The organism is Streptomyces sp. NPDC058579, from assembly GCF_042718575.1.
In the GTDB taxonomy this organism is placed as follows: Bacteria; Actinomycetota; Actinomycetes; order Streptomycetales; family Streptomycetaceae; genus Streptomyces.
Window position 1 is genome coordinate 109,002 of record NZ_JBHXPI010000002.1, and the last position, 19,197, is coordinate 128,198.

A 19,197-nucleotide genomic window follows, 5' to 3' on the forward strand; every position below is an offset into this window, starting at 1 on the left:
AAGGAGGGTTGGATTCGTCATGGAACAACAGCACCAGCGCCACGTCGTCATCGCCGGAGCCGGGCCCGTCGGGCTCTGGCTCGCGGCCGAACTGCGGCTCGGCGGAATCCCCGTGACCGTCGTCGAGCCGCGCACGGAGATCGACCAGCGCTCCAAGGCGCTCACCATCCACCCGCGCACCCTTGAGGTCCTGGCCTCGCGCGGCGCCCTGGAGCCCTTCCTCGCCGAGGGCATGCCGATCCCGAACGGCCACTTCGCGATGCTGGCGAACCGGCTCGACTTACGGGACCTGGACACCCCGTACCCGTACACCCTCTTCCTGCCCCAGGCCCGCACCGAGGAGCTGCTCCAGGAGCGCGCCGTCGCCCTTGGTGCCACCCTCCTGCGCGGGCAGCGCGTCACCGGGTACAGCGAGGACTCCGCATCCGTGACCGTCCTGGTGGACGGACCGCAGGGGGCGTACGAGGTACGGGCGGCGTACCTCGTCGGGTGCGACGGTGTACGCAGCACCGTGCGCGCCGCCGCCGGCATCGACTTCCCCGGCACCCCGTCCACGGTCCTCGGCTGGCTCGGCGACGTCGCCCTCGACAGCCCGCCTCCGCCCGGCTTCAGCGCCTTCACCGTCCAGGGCGGGCTGATGGTCGCGCCGCTGCCCGGCGGACGCTTCCGCGTCGTCGGGACCAGCCCCGACAGCCTCACCACCGAGTGGCCCGGCGACCTCACGCTGGACGAGCTGCGGAAGAAGACCGTCGCCGTCGTCGGCGAGGACTTCGGCATGCGCGACCCGTCCTGGCTCTCCCGCTTCGGCAACGCGACCCGGCTCGCCGCCACGTACCGGCGCGGCCGCGTCCTGCTGGCGGGCGACGCCGCCCACCAGCACTACCCGACCGGGGGAGTCGGCATGAACGTCGGCATCCAGGACGCGCACAACCTCGGCTGGAAGCTGGCCGCGACCCTCAACGGCCGTGCGCCCGAAGGACTCTTGGACACGTACCACTCCGAACGCCACCCGGTGGGAGCCCAGTTGATGGAGCACAGCCGAGCCCAGACCGCCCTGGTGACCACCTTCACCCCCGAAGGGCTCGCCCTGCGTTCTCTGCTCAGTGAACTGATCGTCGCCCGGCCGGAGTTCGGCCGCGAACTGGCCGAGCGGCTCACCGGTCTCTCCGTCGGCCACCCGCCCGCCGACCACGAAGCGCACCCGCTCACCGGCACCCGCGCGCCCGACCTGGCCCTCACCGGTACGGACCGGGGACTGCTGAGCCACCTGCGCCCGGACGCGTACCTCCTGCTCGACTTCACCCCCGACGGCTCACTCACCGCCCGCTCGACGGAGGCCAAGCCCGCCGTCCACGCATCGACCCCTGACGGCCTCCCGGCCGCCTGGCACGGCGTGCGCGCCGTGCTCGTCCGCCCCGACGGGCACGTGGCCTGGGCGAGCACCGAACCGGACGACAACCGGCTCGCAGCCGCTGCGGACGCGGCGGTCAAGGCGGCCGTGGCGTAGGAACCCCGCGCCCACGGGCAACTGGCGTGCGCCGGGGCGAAAGAGATCCCGGGCGCGGCGGCCGAGAGTGGGACGGGCGACACCGTCCCACCAGATCAGGCCGCGGTCCTTCGGGCTCCGGCGCGAGCCCGAAGGACCCGCCCTATGACCTTGTCCCCCTCCGTCCACACCGTCCGCGGCCCCGTGCCGGTCGCCGACCTGGGCACCGTCCTCATGCACGAGCACGTCTTCGTTCTCAGCGAGGAGTTCCGGCGGAGCATGCCGGAGACCTGGGACGAGGAGGAGCGCGTCGCCGACGCCGTGACCCGGCTGAAGGCCCTGGCCGCCACCGGCGTCACCACGCTCGTCGACCCCACCGTCATCGGCCTCGGGAGGGACGTCAGCCGCGTCGCCCTGGTCAACGAGCAGGTGGACCTGCACATCGTCGCCGCCACCGGCATCTACACCCTGTCCGACGTACCGGACTTCTTTCGCTCTCACGGGCCGGGGACGATGCTCGGCGGCCCCGAGGGCATGACCGAGCTGTTCGTCCGCGAGATCGAGCAGGGCATCGCCGACACCGGCATCCGGGCCGCGTTCCTCAAGTGCGCCATCGACGCCGACCTCACCCCGGGCGTCGAGCGGGTGATGCGGGCGGTCGCCCAGGCCCACCTCCGTACCGGAGCGCCGATCACCGTGCACACCAACGCGGCCGCCCGCACCGGCCTGACCGCCCAGGAGGTCCTGCGCAGTGAAGGCGTGGACCTCGGAGCGGTCGTCATCGGGCACAGTGGCGACACCGCCGACCTGGACTACCTGCACCAGCTGATCGACAACGGCTCGTACGTCGGCATGGACCGCTTCGGTCTCGACATCCTGCTCCCCGCCGACCAGCGGGTGGCGACCGTCGCGGCGCTCGCCCGCGAGGGTCTTGCCGACCGGATGGTCCTGTCGCACGACGCCTCATGCCACATCGACTGGTTCCCGCCGGGCGTGCGCGAGGCCGTCGCCCCGGACTGGCACCACACCCACCTGCACGACCAGGTGCTCCCCGGGCTGCGCCGGGCGGGCGTCACCAAGGCGGAGATCACGACCATGCTGGTCGACAACCCGCGCCGCTACTTCACCCCGCCCGGCGCCTGACCCGCCGCCGACGGGAGGAGGGCGCCGTGCCGCGCCTCGCGCGGTGTCATGCCGAACTCCTGCCGGAACGCCGTGCTGAACGACGCGTGGCTGCCGAAACCGCAGGCGTGCGCGATCCCCGCGATCGACTGCCCCGCCCAGCCCGGACTGGACAGCCGGGTCCGGGCCAGGAGCAGCCGTTCGCGGCGGATGAGGTCGCGCGAGGTCGTTCCCGCGTCCCGCAGGACCTGCTGGATGTAGCGGGTCGACCAGCCCAGGGCGCGGGCGATACCCATGACGTCAAGGCCGTCGTCGCCTGCGTGGCGGCGGACGTAGCGCCTGACGTCGGCCTCGACCGTTGCTCGCTGCCCGGCGGGGGCCGAGTCGACGGCGCCCTCCGCAGCCAGGCACACCAGGTCGAGCAGCCGCTCGCAGGCGAGGTCGAACGTCGCCTCCGAGAGCTCCTCCCGCTCCTCCTGCAGCGCGGTCACCATGGTCCTGACCACCCGGCCGAGACCGCCGGCTCCGCCGAACAGCCGCGGCTCGCGCGAGAGCGCCGGGCTGCGGGCGAGTACCTCCCGACCCGGCACGATCAGCGAGATCGAGCGGAACCCGGCATCGTGCGCGAAGGCCATCGGCCGGTCGATGGAGCACAGGGCCATGACACCGGGCGCGATCTCGCCGGACTCCGGCCCCTGCTCCACCCAGGCGGTCCCGGCCAGCGGGACAAGGAGTTCGTACGTGCCCCTGGGGTCGCTCCCGATGTGCCGGGCCGTCCGGGTGACCGTCTGCCGCCCGCCGGTGCACAGGGCGATGGCGTAGCTCGGCGAACGCTGGCAGTCGAGCCGCCCGGTCCACGGGGCGGTGCGATCCGGCACCGAGACGCGGCTCGCGCCGTGCAGACCGGTGAACGCGTCGTTCCATTCGCTCACCGAGGGAACGGGGCCGACCGCCGTCAACTCGTACATGCCTCCATCCTCGCCCACGGGCCGCGGGGAGTCCTCCCGTCCGGGCAGAGGGCTCCGGTGAACGGGCAGGCCCCCACCGGCTTTTGGGCCCTTGGCCGATGACCGAGGCAATCATGAATCCCAGGAACGACGAAGCCCCAGGAAGGGACAGACCATGAACCTGACCTCATCCATGAAGCGCGCCGCAGCCTCCGCCGGAGCCACGGTGATCGCCACCGCGGGCGTGGTGATGGGGGTAGCGGCGCCGGCGTCCGCCGCCAGCGGTACGACCACCATCTGCGCGTCCGGCAACTACAACGTCCGCTTCGAGGTTCCCCAGCAGGGCAACTCCGGCTACGTCGCGCGCGGAGCGTGCTCGACCGTGGCGCTGTATCCCGGCACCAGCTACGTCAAGATCTGGGGCTACTGGAATACCAGCGACGGCACGTTCTACGTCGGCACCGGGCACCCCCAGAACCCGGGTTCGACCTGGTTCCACGCCAAGGGGACCACGGCCAACCCCTACCTCACCTTCAACTGACCGGTCGGGCCGCCCGGGGTGGGGTGCCCCGGGCGGTTCGGCCTCAGGCTCGTTCTCAAGCCCCGCCTCAGGCCCGGCCTCAGGCTCGGCCCAGCACGTCCGCCGCCACCGACGCCGCGTACTCCAGCGCTTCCCGGGCCTGCGCGGCGGTCATGGCGGCAGGGCCGCCGCCCCGAAGCGCCCCGCCGCGGACGAGCACCGCCAGGACGGCCGCCATGAAGGCGTCGCCCGCCCCGATCGTGCTGGTCACGGTCACCGGCACGGCCGGCACGGAGACGTGGACGTCACCCGGCAGGAACGCCGAGCTGCCCCGCGCACCCCGGGTCAGAAGCACCAAGCGCCCCTCGGCCGCGAGCTTGCGACACGGCACCTCCGGTGCGTCGCCGGGCCAGAGCAGGCGGGCGTCCTCGTCGCTGACCTTGACGACATGGGCGAGCGCGCACAGCTCGCGCAGCCGGCGCAGACTGCTCTCCGGGTCGAGCGTGCGGTCCGTGCGGACGTTGGGGTCCACCGCGAGCATCGAGTGGCGTGCCGCCGCCCGCGCCGTGGCGAGCACCACGTCCGCCGCCGGCGGCACGACAGCGGCGAGCCCACCCACGTACACGGCGGAGAAGTCCCGCAACCTCCCCACCACGTCCGGCAGTTCGAACGTCGCCGTGTCCCGGAGATGGAAGTGGTAGCGCGTCCCTTCCTCGCTCGGGTCCGCCACGGCGAGGGCCGTGGGCCGGCCGGAGCGCCCGCAGAGGTCGAGCTCCACGCCGAAACCGCGCAGACGCCGTTCGTTCCGGCGCCCGAAGTCGTCCTCGCCCAGCGTTCCGGCGAACGCCGTGCGGACGCCCAGACGGGCCAGCTGCGCCGCCACGTTGGCGGGCGCGCCCCCGGGCTGCGGACGCAGCGTGCCGTTCTCCTCCGGTACGAGATCGGTCAGCGCCTCGCCCATGACGAGGACCGCGTCCTCCCGCCCCTGGTCGGGACCGCTCACGGCTGCACCACGATCTTGCGTCCCTGGCCCGCCTTGAAGCGGTCGATCGCCTCGGGGTACTGCTCCAGCGGCAGCCGGTCGCTGATGAAGACGGCGGGGTCGAGGACACCGGTGGCGAAGAGCGCCGCGGCCCGCTCGAAGCTGTGCAGGACGGCCATGGAGCCGGTGATGGTGATCTCCTGGTTGTAGATCCGGTACGGCTCGATGACCGCCCTCGTCGCGTAGTCGGCGACGCCGAACTGCAGGAACGTACCCCCCTTGGCGACGCGGCCGAGGCCGTCCTGGATGGCCGCCGCGTTGCCCGTCGCGTCGATCACCACGTCCCAGCCGCCCGGCCGCTCCAGCTCGGCCGCGGCCGATGCGGAGTCCGTGACGCCCAACAGCTCTGCCGTGGCGAGGCGTTCGGGGTTGATGTCGACGACGTCGACCGTGGCGGCGCCGGTGCGCTTGGCCAGCTCCAGCATCATCAGGCCCATGGTGCCGGAGCCGTAGATCAGCACCTGCGCCCCGAGCGTGCCGCTGAGCACGTCGTAGCCGCGCACCGCGCAGGACAGCGGCTCGATGAGGGCTGCGTCGCGCGCGTCGATGTGCTCGGGCAGCCGTACGCAGTTGGCCACCGGCGCGAGGGCGTACTCGGCGGCGCCGCCGGGGACGGTGACGCCGATCGCCGCCCACCGGTCGCAGAGGTTTCCGCGTCCGGCGCGGCAGAAGCGGCATTCGTGGCAGGGCAGGGAGGGGTCGACGGCGACCTGGTCGCCGATCGACACTTCGGTCACCTCGGAGCCGATGCCGACCACCTCGCCCGCGAACTCGTGGCCAGGGACGATGGGCAGCGTCGGCGCGAACTCGCCCTGCAGGATGTGCAGATCGGTCCCGCACAGCCCGCACGCGGCCACCTCGACGACCACGTCACGGGGCCCCGGCGTGGGGTCGGGGAGCGTGGTGACCGAGACCTTGCCGGGCGCCTCGACGATTGCTGCCCTCATTTGACGGCTCCAAGGGAGAGGCCCTGGACGAGCTTGTCCTGGGCGGCGAAGCCGGCTGCGAGCACCGGCAGGGACACGACGACCGAGGCGGCACAGAGCTGGGCGAGGAACAGGCCCTGGCTGGTGACGAATCCGGTCAGGAAGACGGGCGCCGTCTGCGCGGTGACCCCGGTCAGGACGCGGGCGAACAGCATCTCGTTCCAGCTGAAGATGAAGCAGATCAGCGCGGTGGCCGCGATGCCCGGCGCGGCGATGGGCGCGACGATCCGGGCGAGGATCGTGGGCAGCCTGGCGCCGTCCACCTGGGCGGCCTCGATGATGGAGACAGGGACGTCGGCGAGGAAGGACTGCAGCATCCAGACCGCGATCGGCAGGTTCATCGAGGTGTAGAGGATGACGAGGAGCCAGATGTTGTCCAGCATCCCGACGTTCTTCGCGAACAGGTAGATCGGCAGCAGGCCCGCCACCACCGGCAGCATCTTCGTGGAGAGGAAGAAGAACATCACATCCGTCCACTTGCGGACCGGCCGGATGGACAGGGCGTACGCCGCCGGAAGGGCGAGCACCAGGACGAGAACCGTGGAAACCAGGCTCGCCGTGGTCGAGTTGATGAGCGAGGGCCACGGGTCGGCGCCGCCGCCCGCGCCGAAGAACTTCTTGTAGCCGTCCAGGGTGAGCGCCGCGCCGAGCGAGGGCGGGTTGGTCGCCGCGTCCGGCTCGGAGTGCAGCGAGGTCAGCACCATCCAGGCGACCGGCAGGCAGAAGAGGATGCCGGCGCACCAGGCGACCACCCCGAGCCCGGCCGAGCGGCGCCGTGCCTTGCGGGCGGCGGGCGGGAGCGAAGCCTCGCGTACGGAAGGGCGTGCGGGGGCGAGCGCGGTCATCGGCGGGTCACCTCTTCGTTGAACAGGGACGAGACCACCCGCAGCGCGAAGGTCGCGATCACGATCGTGCCGATCACGACGAGCACCCCTGCCGCAGAGGCGAGACCGTACTCGTGGGCCTGGTAGAAGGTCTGGTAGATCGTGTACGGCAGGTTGGCGGTGCCGAGGCCGCCCGAGGTGATGGTGAACACCGCGTCGAAGTTCTGCACGATGTAGATCGAGCCGAGCAGCACACCGAGTTCGAGGTAGCGGCGCAGATGCGGCAGCGTCACGTACCGGAACATCTGCCAGTCGGAGGCCCCGTCGAGACGGGCCGCCTCCATCACCTCGGCCGGCCGGCTCTGCAGCCCCGCCAGCAGGATCAGCATCATGAACGGCGTCCACTGCCACACAAGCGCGCCCACGACGGCGAGCAGCGGCGAGTCCGAGATCCAGTCCGGCTGCGCGGGGGTGTCGTCGCCGAACAGGCCGGCGACCCACGTCCACGCCCCGTTGAACAGACCGTACTCGGGGTTGTAGAGGGCGTGCTTCCACAGCAGCGCCGCGGAGACCGGCACCAGCAGGAAGGGCGTGATGAGCAGGGTGCGGACGAAGCCCCTGCCCACGAACGTACGGTCCATGAGCAGGGCGAGCAGCAGCCCGAGGACCACGGACGCCACGACCACGGAGGCGGTCAGCACCATGGTGGTGAGGACCGACTCGCGCAGGGCGGGATCGGTCGCCACCGTCGCGTAGTTGCCGAACCAGCTGAGGCTGCGAGCGTCCGGGTCCAGCGAGTTCCAGTCGAAGAACGAGATCACCAGGGTTGCCACGAAGGGCAGTTGGGTGACCGCGATCAGGAACACCAGGGCGGGCAGCAGGGGCGCGCGGGTCGCCCAGGCGGAGGGCCCGCCCTTCCTCCCCGAGCGCTTCGCCGGGCCGGTACGGCGTCGGGGCGGGCCCGCCGTCGCCGGTGGGGACGTGCTGACCGAGGTGGTCACCGGTACTCCTCCGCGACCTTCTCGGCGAACGCCTGGCTCTTCTCCAGGGCCTCGTCCACGGACTGACGGCCCGCGATCGCGGCACTGATCTCCTGGGAGACCTTGGTGCCCAGATCGGTGAACTCGGGGATGCCGACGAACTGGATGCCGGGTGCGGGGCGCTCCTGGACACCGGGGGCCTCGGGGCGCGCGGACTCGATGGCCTTGAGGGTCACGTCCGAGAAGGCCGCGGCTTCCTTCTTGTACGCGGGGTTCTGGTACGTCGAAGCCCGCTTGCCGGCCGGGACGTTGGCCCAGCCGATCTGCTCGCCCACCAGCTCCTCGTACTTCTGGCTCGACGCCCAGGAGATGAACTTCCAGGCGTTGTCGGAGTTCTTGGAGGCTTTCTGGATGCCCCAGGCCCACGTGTAGAGCCAGCCCGAGCTCTCGGTCCTGTCCACGGGGGCCTGGACGTACCCGATCTTGCCCTTGACGGGGGAGTCCTTGGCCTCCAGGGACCCGGCCGCCGCGGTGGCGTCGTACCACATGGCGGTCTTGCTCTGGGTGAGGTTGTTGAGGCACTCGGCGTAGCCCGCCTGCGGGGCGCCCGCCTCGCCGTGCTCGCGCACCAGGTTCACGTAGAACGAGGTGGCCTTCTTGAACTCGGGCGAGGTCAGCTGCGGCTTCCAGTCCTTGGTGAACCAGGTGCCGCCCATGGTGTTCACGACGGTCGTCAGCGGGGCCATGACCTCGCCCCAGCCGGGCAGCCCGCGCAGACAGATGCCCTTCATCCCCGGCTTCGCGCCGTCGGCCTTGGCCGCGAGGTCGGCGACCTGCTGCCAGGTGGGCCGCTCCGGCATGGTCAGGCCCTTCTCGGCGAAGACGTCCTTGCGGTACATCAGGAAGGACGATTCACCGTAGAAGGGTTCGGCGTACAGCTTGCCGTCGGCGGCGGTGAGGGACTTCGTGAGGGGTGCGAGGACGTCCTTCTGGTCGAAGGCGGTGTCCTTCGCCACGTAGTCGTCCAGGGAGTGCAGCCAGTTGTTCTTGGCGTAGATGGGGACCTCGAAGTTGCTGATGGTCGCCACGTCGTACTGGCCGGCCTGGTTGGAGAAGTCCTGGCTGATCTTGTCGCGGACGTCGTTCTCCGGGAGCACCGTGAAGTTGACCTCGATGCCGGTGTCCTTGGTGAAGTGCGCCGCGGTGAGCTTCTGCAACTCCACCATCTGCGGGTTGTTCACCATCAGGACGTTGATGGTGTCGCCGCCGGAGGAGGCGGAGCCGCCCGCGCCGCTGCAGGCGGCGAGGAGCGCGCCGGCGGCGCCGGCCGCCGCGACACGCGCCCCGACGGCACGGCGTCGGCGGCTCCGGGGGACGGCAAGGGAACGGTTCTGGACAGACATGGCTGCCTCCTGCGGGTGACTGCTGCGGGTTGAGGTGAAGTGAGGGGTGCGGGTGATGGGTGTGTTCACACCCGGATGACCTGCGGGCCGAGCAAGGAGTAGCGCTGGGCCTCGGCCGACGGCAGGCCGGTGTCGGTGACGATCGCCTCGACGTCCCGGATCTCGGCGAAGCGGCAGAAGCTGACGACGCCGAACTTGGTGTGGGCACCCACGAGCACCCGACGCCGGGAGCCGCGTACCGCCTGCTTCTTGACCTCGCCGACGGCCGGATCGGGCGTGGTGAGCCCGTACTCGCGGGAGATGCCATTGGCGCCGATGAAGCACAGGTCGATGACGAGGCCCGCGAGCATCCGGGAGGCCCAGTGGTCGACCGTGGCCAGCGTCCCGGGCCGTACCCGGCCGCCGAGCAGCAGGACCGTGGTCTGCTCCGCGTCGGTCAGGGTGTGGGCCACCGCGAGGGAGGCGGTGACGACGGTCAGCGGACGGTCGCGGGGGAGCGCGGCGGCGATCAGCTGAGGGGTGAAACCCTCGTCGATGAAGACCGTCTCCGCCTCGCCGAGCAACTGGGCGGCCGCCGCGGCGATCCTGGTCTTCTGCGGAACGTGCTGGGTGGTGCGCTCCACGAGGGTCGTTTCGAAGCCGGCGCTCTCCACGGGCCGCGCACCCCCGTGGTTGCGGCGGATCAGTCCCTTACGCTCCAGGGCCTTCAGGTCGCGGCGGATCGTCTCCCTGGCGACGGTGAACTGAGTGGCCAGATCCGACACTTCCACGGATCCCGAGCTGCGTGTGATGCGCAGGATCCTGCGTCGGCGCTCGTCCGTGTCCACGCCACACCTTCCACCAGGGGTCTGTCACTGCCTGCACTGCCTGTCGCTGCCCGTTCGGGCCCGTGGTCCGTTTTTACAAGGGCTTCGACTGAGGTGACCAGGCTGTTCGCTGTGTGGATGCTGCCCGTTCATGCCCGATTGCCCGCCGCCGTTTCCGCTGATCAGCTGGCCGACGGCGGTGGGAGCGGCCGGTGCGCCTGTCCGTTGGAGGGGTGCGCGGGGCCCATTCCCTGCCCGAATCGCCCGGGCGACCCGCTCCGACGTGCGGCGGCAGCCGTAGATTCTCGGTCATCCTGCCGATGTCCCCGGCGTTCCGCGTGTCACATGATGGTGCGCGGTTGGGCCACGACCCGGGGCCTCCCTAGCGTCGAGGTGGTGAGGGCTGTGACAGCCGAGGACCGTCGCCATGCGATTCTCACGGCCGCCCGCCGTGAGGGAGCGGTGCAAGTGGTCTCCCTGGCGGAGAAGTTGGCGGTCTCCCTGGAGACCGTCCGCCGTGATCTGCGGGTCCTCGAGGACCACGGGCTCGTCCGCCGCACGCACGGCGGGGCGTACCCGGTGGAGAGCGCCGGGTACGAGACCACCCTCGAAGCCCGCACCGTGCGTCACGTGGCGGAGAAGGCGCGGATCGCGCGGGCCGCCGCCGAACTGCTCGGCGAGGCGGAGACCGTCTTCGTCGACGAGGGCTTCACGCCTCAGTTGATCGCGGAGGCCCTGCCCCAGGACCGTCCGCTCACCGTCATCACGGCGTCGCTCGCGACCGCCTCCGTGATGGCGGCGCGGGACCGGGTCCAGGTGCTGCTGCTCGGCGGGCGGGTGAGGGGCGGCACGCTCGCCACGGTGGACCACTGGGCCACGGAGATGCTGGCCGGTTTCGTCATCGACCTGGCGTACGTGGGGGCCAACGGGATCTCCCGTGAGTACGGGCTCACCACCCCCGACCCCGCGGTGGGCGAGGTGAAGGCGCAGGCGGTCCGCTCGGCCCGGCGGCGGATCCTGTCCGGGGTCCACACCAAGTTCGGGGCCGTCAGCTTCTGCCGGTTCGCCGAGGTACGGGAGTTCGAGACGATCGTGACCGACACCGCGCTGTCCTCGGCGGAGGCGCAGCGGTACTCGTTGCTCGGGCCTCAGGTCATCCGCGTGTAGCCGCGCCTCGCCGCGCGGCCTCGCTACGCGGAAGGCGCCGCCCCGCGCGAAAGCGCAATCTTCGCGTAACTCCTGAATCCTGCTTGCTTGTTAAGTAGGTTGGTCCGATGCTGGGTCCGACGAATCCAGGTGGGATTCACCGCAGAAGGAGGCCTCCTCATCAACGCCATACCTCGCTTCGCGGAACTGCTGCGCCGGCATCGGCACGCCGCACGCCTGACGCTCGAGCAACTCGCCGCACTCTCCGGAGTCAGCGGCCGCACCCTGTCGGACATGGAGCGCGGCCGCAGCAAGGGGCCCCAGCACCGGACCGTCACCGCCCTCGCGGACGCGCTCGCACTGGAAGGGCCCGACCGCAAGGAACTCATCGAGCTGGCGCGCGACGGGCGCCTGCGGGACCACTGGAAGCGCCCTACCGGCCTGTGCGAACTACCGCGGAACATCGACGACTTCACGGGCCGCGCGGCGGAGCTGGCCTGGACGCGGAGCCTCGTCCGCGACGAGGACACCGAGGCCGTCGCGCAGGTGGGACTCATCACCGGTGCCGCCGGTCTGGGCAAGACCGCGTTCGCCATCCACGCGGGCCACACCCTGCGCCCGGACTTCCCTGACGGGGTGTTCTTCCTCGACCTGTTCGGCATGTCCTCGCGCCCTCTGCCCGTCGACCAGGCCCTGGCGCTGCTGCTCCGCGCCCTGGGCGTTCCGGACCAGCAGATCCCCGCCGACCTCGCCGAAGGCGCGTCGCTGTACCGGTCGCTGCTGAGGGAGAGACGCGCGCTCGTCGTGCTCGACAACACCGCGTCGGAGGAGCAGATCCGCCCCCTGCTGCCGGGGGGAGGCCAGGGCAGAGCCCTGGCGACCAGCCGTCGGCTGCTCGCCGGCCTGGAGGGCGTACGCCGCCTGAACCTCGGCCCCCTGCCCCTCCTCGACACCACCCACCTGCTGAGCGGGATCACGCGGGACCGAGGCGCCTCGGACAGCGAATCCGTGCTCAGCGAGCTCGCGCAGCTGTGCGGCGGCCTGCCCCTCGCGGTACGGATCATCGGCAACCGGCTGGTCAGCCGCCCCGCATGGAGCGCCGCCGAACTCATCGCCCGGCTCGCCGACGAGGAGCGCCGCCTCGACCAGCTCAAGGCCGGCGACCTGAAGATCGCCAACGCCTTCGGGATGTCGTACGAGCAACTAGCCCCGTCCGCGCGCAAGCTCTTCCGCCGGCTCGCCCTGGTGACCGGGCACGACTTCGACGCCGCCCTCGCCGCCGTGGTGGGCGAGATCTCCGTCGAGGACGCCTGGAACACGCTCGACGAGCTCATCGACCTCGGCCTCCTCCAGGACAGCGGGGCCGGACGCTACCGCTTCCACGACCTGGTCGGGCTGTTCGCGCGCGAGCGGCTCAAGGCCGAGGACCCGGCGGACGAGCGGGAGGCCCTCGGGAGGACGATGACGGCCTGGCTGCTGCGGAAGGCCACCGTCGCCGGGCGCTGGTTCGAGCGGGATCGCGGCCGGCCCGAGCAGTCCTCCGGCGCCGACTTCGCCGACCTGACCTCGGAGGAGGAGGCCGACCACTGGCTGCGCGTGAACGTGGACAACTGGCTGGGCGCCCTTGGCGCGGCGGTGAGCGACGGCCGGTACTCCGCCGTCCTCGACTGCTCGGAGTCCCTGCACTGGTTCTCCGACCGCTGGATGCACGCCCCGCACTGGCACGAGGTCTTCACCCTCGGTGTCGAGGCCGCCGGAGCCCTGGGCGATCCGGCCCGGCAGGCCGAGCAGTACAACCTGTTGGCGTGGGTCCACCTGGTGCCGCGCGACGACCCGGAGACCGCCCTGCGGTACGCCGGCCAGGCGATGGACCTCGCCACGCGGAGCGGCGACACGCAGAACACCGCCTCCGCCCTCCACAACGCGGGCGGCGCGCTGCGCAGACTCGGACGGCTCGACGAGGCCACCGCCTCGGAGACCCGGGCGGCGGAGCTGTTCAAGGCCTGCGGTGACATCGACTCGTACAGCCAGTGCCTCGCCGCACTCGGCACCTGCCTGCGCGACGCCGGGCACCATGCCGAGGCGCTGCGGCGGTACCTCGACGTGGAGGCGCTCCTGGACGACCCCGCGTCGGGGGTGCGGCCGAGCGTGGCCGCGTTCACCCGGCCCATCGTGCTGGCCCGGGTCGGCGCGTGTCTCGGCTCGCTCGGCCGCCGGTCCGAAGCGATCCCCAAGCTCGTCGAGGCGATCGGCCTCATGGAGCAGGCCCAGTTGCCCTCCCAGCAGGCCCCCACCCTGGAGACACTGGGGTCCCTGCTCGCCGACGAGGGCCGGCGGCACGAGAGCGGCGACGCGTACGCGAGGGCGGCCGAGGTGTTCGAGGAGCTCGGTGACGCCGAGGCCGGCCGTCGTTGCCGTGACCTGGTGTCCACCGGTCCCTGAGGTGTCGAGCGGGTTACGGCACGCAGAACTCCGCGTGCTGTTCTGCGTGCTGTTCTGCATGGGCTCCGGACCGCCGTGAGCGTTGACTGGAGGGAGTCGGACGGGCCTGTGGGGGCCCGTCCACCCACTCCGGGAGCGCCCATGTCGACCATCGGGAACATCGTGCTCGTGCACGGTGGCTTCGTGGACGGGTCCGGCTGGCGGGGCGTCCACGACGAGCTCGCCCGGGAGGGCTTTCGCATCCGGATCGTGCAGAGCCCGACGCGGTCGCTCGAGGGTGACGTCGCCGCGACCCGCCAGGTCCTCGACACGCTCGACGGTCCTGCCGTCCTGGTCGGCCACTCCTACGGCGGGGTCGTCGTCACCGAGGCGGGTACGCACCCCAACGTCGCGGCCCTCGCGTACATCGCCGCCTTCGCCCCGGACACCGGGGAGTCGGCCGGCACGCTCATCGCCGAGGCGGCGCCCGGGGCGCCTGTGCCGCCGCTCCTGTCGCAGGGGGACGGCCTCCTCTTCCTGGACCGCGACAGGTTCCACGACGCCTTCGCCGCCGATCTGCCCGTACGGCAGACCTCGTTCATGGCCGACGCCCAGGTCCCCTGGGGCGTGGCCGCCCTCGGCGGGGCGGTCACCGAACCTGCCTGGAAGCACAAACCCAGCTGGTACCTCGTCGCCACCGAGGACCGCATGCTCCCGGCGGCGGCCCAGCGGGCCATGGCCCGGCGCACCGGCGCGACCGTCGTCGAGGCCATCGGCAGCCACGCCGTCCACATCTCGCAGCCCGGCGCGGTCGCCGGCCTCGTCCGCGAGGCCGCCACCGCCTGACCGCAGGAGCCGCGCCTCTCGCGTCTTCCACCGCCGCTCGCAGGGGAAATCATGACCACTCTTCTCACGTCACACTCCGCCGGCGGCTCCGCGACTGCCGCCCCGTCCAACGTCGTCCCCCTGGCCGAGCACGCCCCCGCTCAGATCCAGCTCCAGGGCGGCACGAGCGCCCTCGTCGGGCGGTCGGCGGAACTCGCTCTGGTGGACAGGCTTTTGGCCGAGGCGGCGCACCGGAGTGCCTCGCTGTTCCTGACCGGAGCGGCCGGCGTGGGCAAGAGTGCGCTGCTCGACGAAGCCGCGCTGCGGGCGGAGCGGGATGGATTCCGCGTGGTGCGGGCCGCCGGCGCCCGCTTCGACCAGCACGTCGGCTTCGCGGGGCTGAACCAGATCCTGCTGCCGCTGGCGGGCGAGCTCGCCTCCCTGCCAGCCCGGCAGGCGCGCACCCTCGAAGTGATCCTCGGCCTCGCGGCGGGCGAACCGGAGGAGCTGTCGACCGTCGCGTACGCGGTACGGGAGCTGCTCTTCCGCACCGGTACGGCACGCAGCCCGCTGGCCCTCGTCGTCGACGACTACGAGTGGCTGGACCGGCCCAGCGCGGTGGTCCTCGCGACGGTCGCCCGCCACGCGGGCATCGGGCGCGTCGCGCTGCTGGCCGCCTCCCGGCGGGGCGAGGCGTTCATCCCCGGTACGGGGACCCGGACCCACAAAGTCCCGCCCCTCGACGCGAAGTCGGCGACGAAGCTGGTGGCGGAGCGGTTCCCGGACATGACCTCCGCGGTGCGCCGACGGCTGCTCGCGGAGGCCGGAGGGAACCCCCTCGCGCTGCTGGAACTGCCCGTCTCGCTCAGCCTCGTACAGCAGACGCGGGTACGTTCCCTGCCGGCGGTCCTCCCGCTGACCGAGCGCCTGCGGACGATCTTCTCCGAGCGGGTCGGAGCCCTCCCGGACGCCACCCGGAAGCTGCTCCTGCTCGCGGTACTGGACGACACGGGCGACCTGCACGTCCTGCGCGGGACCGGCGACGCGCCGGCAGGGACGGGCGAGGCAACAGGGACCGGTGAGGCGCCGGCAGGGATGGGTGAGGCAACAGGGACGGGCGGGGCGGCAGGGACCGGCGACGCGCCGGGGACGCACCCCGAGCTCGTCCCCGCCGAACGCGCGGGGCTCGTACGGGTCGACGCCGCCGCCGGGCGCCTGGTCTTCCGGCACCCGCTGACCCGCTCGGCCGTCATGGAGCTGTCGACCGGCGCCGAACGCCGCTGGGCGCACCGGGCGCTCGCCGACGCGCTCCCGGAAGGGTCCGAACGCCGAGCGCTGCACCTGGCCGGCGCGACCGTGGGCCCGGACGACCAGGTGGCCGCTCTGGTGCACGAGGCCGCCTACACCACCCTGCGCCGCGGCGACTCCGTCGGCGCCGTCTCCGCCCTGCTGCGCGCCTCGGAGCTCAGCGGCTCCGGTACGGCCAAGGGGCGGAGGCTCGCCGAGGCCGCCTGCCTGAGCGCCCACGTCACCGGCGACCTGCGCGCCGTACGCGCACTGCTCGACGATGCCGCGACCGTCGACCCGTCGAGCGCCACGTCCCCGGCCGCCGCCGCGGCGGCGGCGGGGGAGCTCCTGCACTGGGACGGCGACGCGGACGGTGCTCACCGGCTGCTCGTCGGAGCGATCAACGACCACACGCCCGGGAGCCCGGCCGACGACATCATGCTGCGCGAGGCGCTCCACACCCTGCTCCTGGTGTGCGCGGCCGGCGGGCGGCCCGACCTGTGGCAGTCCTTCGACGCGATCCTGGCGCGACACGGCGCCCACACCCCCGACCCCCTGCTGCCGGTCCTGCGCGGCGCCCTCGGCGACCCGGCGCACGCGGCGCTGCCGGTCCTGCCCCGCCTCGACGAGCTGGTCGCCGGGCTCCACCGGCAGACCGACCCCACGGTCATCGTCCGTACGGCCGCCTCCGCAACCTACGTCGACCGCCTCCCGGGCTGCCGGAGCGCCCTGCTGCGCGTGGTCGACAACGGCCGCAACGGAGGAGCCGTGGCCTCGGCCATTCCGGCGCTCCTCCTCCTCGCCGACGACGCGTACGCCGGGGGACGGTGGGACGAGGTCGCCGAACTGACCGACGAGGCGCTGCAATGGTGCGCCGCCCACGACTACCGGCTCCACGCCTGGCGGGTCCGCCTGCCGCAGGGCCTGCTGGCCGCCGCGCGCGGTGACGACGAAGGCGCCCGGAGCCTCGCGGACGGCCTCGCCTCCTGGGGCAACCCGCGCGGCCTTGCCGCGCCGCGCGTCCACGCGGCCCACATCAACGCCCTGTCCGCCCTCGGCCGCGCCGACTTCGAGAGCGCGTATCGGCACCTGGCGCCCGTCAGCCCGGCGAACCGGCCCGCGCCGCACGTCCCGCACGCTCTCAGGCTCATCTGGGACTTCACCGAGGCGGCGACCCGTACCGGTCACTACGTGGAGGCGGCGGCGTTCCTGGCGGCCGTCCGGGACGCCCGCATCCCCGCCCTCTCACCGCGCCTTGCCATGATCACCGAGGCGGCGACCGCGCTGGCCGACCCGAACCGCCTCGATCGCGATCTCTTCGACAAGGCCCTCGCGGCACCCGGCGCCGAGCAGTGGCCCTTCGATCTGGCCCGGATCCGCCTCGGCTACGGCGAACGACTCCGCCGCGCCCAGGCGAGCGTCGCCGCCCGCCCGCATCTCGAAGCCGCCCTGCACACGTTCGAACGCCTCGGAGCCGCCCCGTGGAGCGCACGCGCGTCCGGTGAGCTGCGGGCGAGCGGCCAGGCCCCGGCCGCGCCCCTCACATCCGTAGCGGGTGCCGAGCCGCCGCTGACTCCGCAGGAGGGGCAGACCGCCCAACTCGCCGCCACAGGGCTGACGAACAAGCAGATCGCCGCCCAGCTCTTCCTGTCCCACCGCACGGTGGCGGCCCACCTGCGAGGCGCGTTCCGCAAGCTGGACATCACGTCCCGCGGCGGGCTGCGCGACGCGCTGACCGGTCTCGGTCAGCTGCCCGTGGACAGCCCCGGACGGCGGGCCGTCTGAGACATCTCCTCAAGAGGTGAGTGACGTGAAGCGAATGACATGGAGGCACATCGCCTGGCTCTACGAAGCGGCTGACGACCCGTCAGCATGCTTGAACACGTGGGCGAGCGACCCCCGGGCGCCGTATCCCCTGCCCACGGGTCGCACCTTCGACGTGGTGTCGGTCGACCAGCGGCTCGGCCTCGAGGCGCTCGGCCAACTCCTGCACCGCAGGCTGCCCTTCGGCCCGATCGTCCTCGACCACCGGGCGCGACGAATGGGCTTCCTTCTGGCCCCGCGCAGCCGGCAGGCCTTCACCCGCCAACTCGGGCGGGAGGAGCGAGCGGTTCCCGCGTACCGCTACCTGAGTCACGGCTCCGTGGTCGTCGTGCCAGGACCCCGGCACGTGTGCGGCGACCGCTACGAGTGGCTGCGCGCCCCGACGCGGCGACCGCCGACCGGGCCGTACCTCCCGGTCGCCCTGGCCGCCGCGTTCGTCGCCTCCGTCGAGGCACTCACCTGCGCGGACCGGTACGGCACTTTGCTCAGCCCCCTGTATGGCGCAGCCTGATCCAGGCGCTCTACGGTCAGGTGACCGGTGCCTGAAGGGAACGTGGGATGCGGGACGCAGTCGAGGCGGCGCGTGTGGAGGATGCGATGCTCACGCGGGCGGCGCAGGCCGGTGACATCGCCGCACTGGGGTTGCTCCTTGAACGCCACAGGGCGGGCATGCGCGCGGTGGCGTTGAGCCTTCTGGGGCCGGGCGCGGACGCCGAGGACGTGATGCAGGACGCGGCGCTGACGGCGCTCCGGCGGATCGGGGACGTACGTGACCCGGGGGCCGTCGGCCCCTGGCTGCGGATGATCGTGCGCAACGCCGGCCGGTCCCTGCTGCGGGGCCCGGTCGCGGCGCCCCAGCTGGTGGACGAGCTCCCTCTGCCGTCGCCGGAGGACGGCCCGGAGCAGTGGCTCGAACGCAGCGCGGTACGGGACTGGGTATGGGAGGCGTTGGAGCAGCTCTCGCCGCTGCTGCGCCTGCCGTTGGTGCTGCGGCACTTCACCACCGTGGTCACCTCGTACGAGCAGATCGCCCGCGTGTGCGGCGTCCCGGTCGGCACGGTCCGCAGCAGGCTGAGCATGGGCCGGGCCAAACTGGCCGCCGCTCTCGCCGCCACGGCCGACTCCGCGCACGGTGACACCGAGCAGCGGGTGACGGCCAGTCGCACCGAGGCCCGCGAGACGCTCGCCGCCGCCGAGAGCGGACACTTCGGCCGCCTGATGACGGAACGCTGGTCCCCCGACATCTCCCTGCTCCGAGGTCTCGACCGGGTGGGCGGCTGGGACCTTCTCGTACGCACCATGGACGACGACGTCGAGGACGGCGTGCGGCAGCGCCTCGTCCATGCCGTGTCCTCCCGGTCGCTCACGGTCTGGGAGATGGACATCATCAACCCACCGGACCACCCCGACCACTGCCCGCCGTCCGTGGCCTGGCTCATGACCCTGGACGCCGCCGGCCGCGTACGACAGCTACGGCTCGCCCACCCCCGCCCCGTACAACGCCTGGACCTGCTGCCCGCCGCCTGAGGCAGGCCGGTGCTACGTCACCCCCCCCTGAGCTGCCACTAGGTCATTCGA

At 72.3% G+C, this 19,197-nt stretch carries 16 protein-coding genes; 9 read left to right on the forward strand and 7 right to left on the reverse strand.

What is annotated here, in order from left to right:
* Positions 1-19 precede the first annotated feature (19 nt).
* Both ACFWRO_RS03385 and ACFWRO_RS03390 read left to right on the forward strand, forming a co-directional pair.
* Positions 20-1,507 (forward strand): FAD-dependent monooxygenase, encoded by a 1,488-nt coding sequence (locus tag ACFWRO_RS03385; RefSeq protein ID WP_384503852.1) that lies wholly within the window; start codon positions 20-22, stop codon positions 1,505-1,507.
* 144 nt (positions 1,508-1,651) lie between these two features.
* Complete coding sequence (locus ACFWRO_RS03390; protein WP_384503854.1) at positions 1,652-2,629, forward strand: phosphotriesterase; 978 nt, start codon at positions 1,652-1,654, stop codon at positions 2,627-2,629.
* Here ACFWRO_RS03390 and ACFWRO_RS03395 read toward each other — a convergent pair.
* Positions 2,605-3,576 (reverse strand): AraC family transcriptional regulator, encoded by a 972-nt coding sequence (locus tag ACFWRO_RS03395; RefSeq protein ID WP_384503856.1) that lies wholly within the window; start codon positions 3,574-3,576, stop codon positions 2,605-2,607. The two genes, ACFWRO_RS03390 and ACFWRO_RS03395, sit on opposite strands and share 25 nt — an antisense overlap.
* 154 nt (positions 3,577-3,730) lie before the next feature.
* Between ACFWRO_RS03395 and ACFWRO_RS03400 the strand changes: the two genes are divergently transcribed.
* A complete protein-coding gene (locus tag ACFWRO_RS03400; RefSeq protein ID WP_384503858.1) occupies positions 3,731-4,096 on the forward strand; it encodes a hypothetical protein in 366 nt (121 codons plus the stop codon).
* 79 nt (positions 4,097-4,175) lie between these two features.
* Here ACFWRO_RS03400 and ACFWRO_RS03405 read toward each other — a convergent pair whose 3' ends face one another.
* From ACFWRO_RS03405 to ACFWRO_RS03430, 6 genes are all read right to left on the reverse strand, one after another.
* Entirely contained in the window at positions 4,176-5,078 is a 903-nt protein-coding gene (locus tag ACFWRO_RS03405; RefSeq protein ID WP_384503860.1) for a carbohydrate kinase, read from the reverse strand.
* Positions 5,075-6,064 (reverse strand): zinc-dependent alcohol dehydrogenase family protein, encoded by a 990-nt coding sequence (locus tag ACFWRO_RS03410; protein ID WP_384503862.1) that lies wholly within the window; start codon positions 6,062-6,064, stop codon positions 5,075-5,077. Before ACFWRO_RS03410 ends, ACFWRO_RS03405 begins: the two co-directional genes overlap by 4 nt.
* Positions 6,061-6,948 (reverse strand): carbohydrate ABC transporter permease, encoded by an 888-nt coding sequence (locus ACFWRO_RS03415; RefSeq protein WP_384503864.1) that lies wholly within the window; start codon positions 6,946-6,948, stop codon positions 6,061-6,063. The genes ACFWRO_RS03410 and ACFWRO_RS03415 overlap by 4 nt, the downstream gene beginning before the upstream one ends.
* Positions 6,945-7,928 carry a carbohydrate ABC transporter permease gene (locus ACFWRO_RS03420; RefSeq protein WP_384503866.1) on the reverse strand — a complete coding sequence of 328 codons (984 nt, stop codon included), beginning with the start codon at positions 7,926-7,928 and terminating at the stop codon, positions 6,945-6,947. The genes ACFWRO_RS03415 and ACFWRO_RS03420 overlap by 4 nt, the downstream gene beginning before the upstream one ends.
* The gene (locus ACFWRO_RS03425) at positions 7,925-9,310 is read right to left on the reverse strand and encodes an ABC transporter substrate-binding protein (RefSeq protein ID WP_384503868.1); all 1,386 of its coding nucleotides are present in this window, start codon (positions 9,308-9,310) and stop codon (positions 7,925-7,927) included. The genes ACFWRO_RS03420 and ACFWRO_RS03425 overlap by 4 nt, the downstream gene beginning before the upstream one ends.
* A 65-nt stretch (positions 9,311-9,375) precedes the next feature.
* Complete coding sequence (locus ACFWRO_RS03430; protein WP_384503869.1) at positions 9,376-10,137, reverse strand: DeoR/GlpR family DNA-binding transcription regulator; 762 nt, start codon at positions 10,135-10,137, stop codon at positions 9,376-9,378.
* 384 nt (positions 10,138-10,521) lie between these two features.
* Here ACFWRO_RS03430 and ACFWRO_RS03435 point away from each other — a divergent pair, with 384 nt between their 5' ends.
* The 6 genes from ACFWRO_RS03435 (at position 10,522) to ACFWRO_RS03460 (ending at position 19,146) form a co-directional block, all read left to right on the forward strand.
* Positions 10,522-11,283 carry a DeoR/GlpR family DNA-binding transcription regulator gene (locus ACFWRO_RS03435; protein WP_384504480.1) on the forward strand — a complete coding sequence of 254 codons (762 nt, stop codon included), beginning with the start codon at positions 10,522-10,524 and terminating at the stop codon, positions 11,281-11,283.
* A 129-nt stretch (positions 11,284-11,412) separates the two neighbouring features.
* Entirely contained in the window at positions 11,413-13,704 is a 2,292-nt protein-coding gene (locus ACFWRO_RS03440) for a helix-turn-helix domain-containing protein (protein ID WP_384503871.1), read from the forward strand.
* Positions 13,705-13,845: 141 nt separating this feature from the next.
* The gene (locus ACFWRO_RS03445) at positions 13,846-14,529 is read left to right on the forward strand and encodes an alpha/beta hydrolase (RefSeq protein ID WP_384503872.1); all 684 of its coding nucleotides are present in this window, start codon (positions 13,846-13,848) and stop codon (positions 14,527-14,529) included.
* A gap of 51 nt (positions 14,530-14,580) precedes the next feature.
* Complete coding sequence (locus tag ACFWRO_RS03450) at positions 14,581-17,580, forward strand: AAA family ATPase (RefSeq protein ID WP_384503873.1); 3,000 nt, start codon at positions 14,581-14,583, stop codon at positions 17,578-17,580.
* A gap of 34 nt (positions 17,581-17,614) precedes the next feature.
* Positions 17,615-18,130: a bifunctional DNA primase/polymerase gene (locus ACFWRO_RS03455; protein WP_384504481.1), complete on the forward strand. Its 516-nt coding sequence runs from the start codon at positions 17,615-17,617 to the stop codon at positions 18,128-18,130.
* Positions 18,131-18,177: 47 nt separating this feature from the next.
* Entirely contained in the window at positions 18,178-19,146 is a 969-nt protein-coding gene (locus ACFWRO_RS03460; protein WP_384503875.1) for an RNA polymerase sigma factor, read from the forward strand.
* The last annotated feature ends 51 nt before the right edge of the window (positions 19,147-19,197 follow it).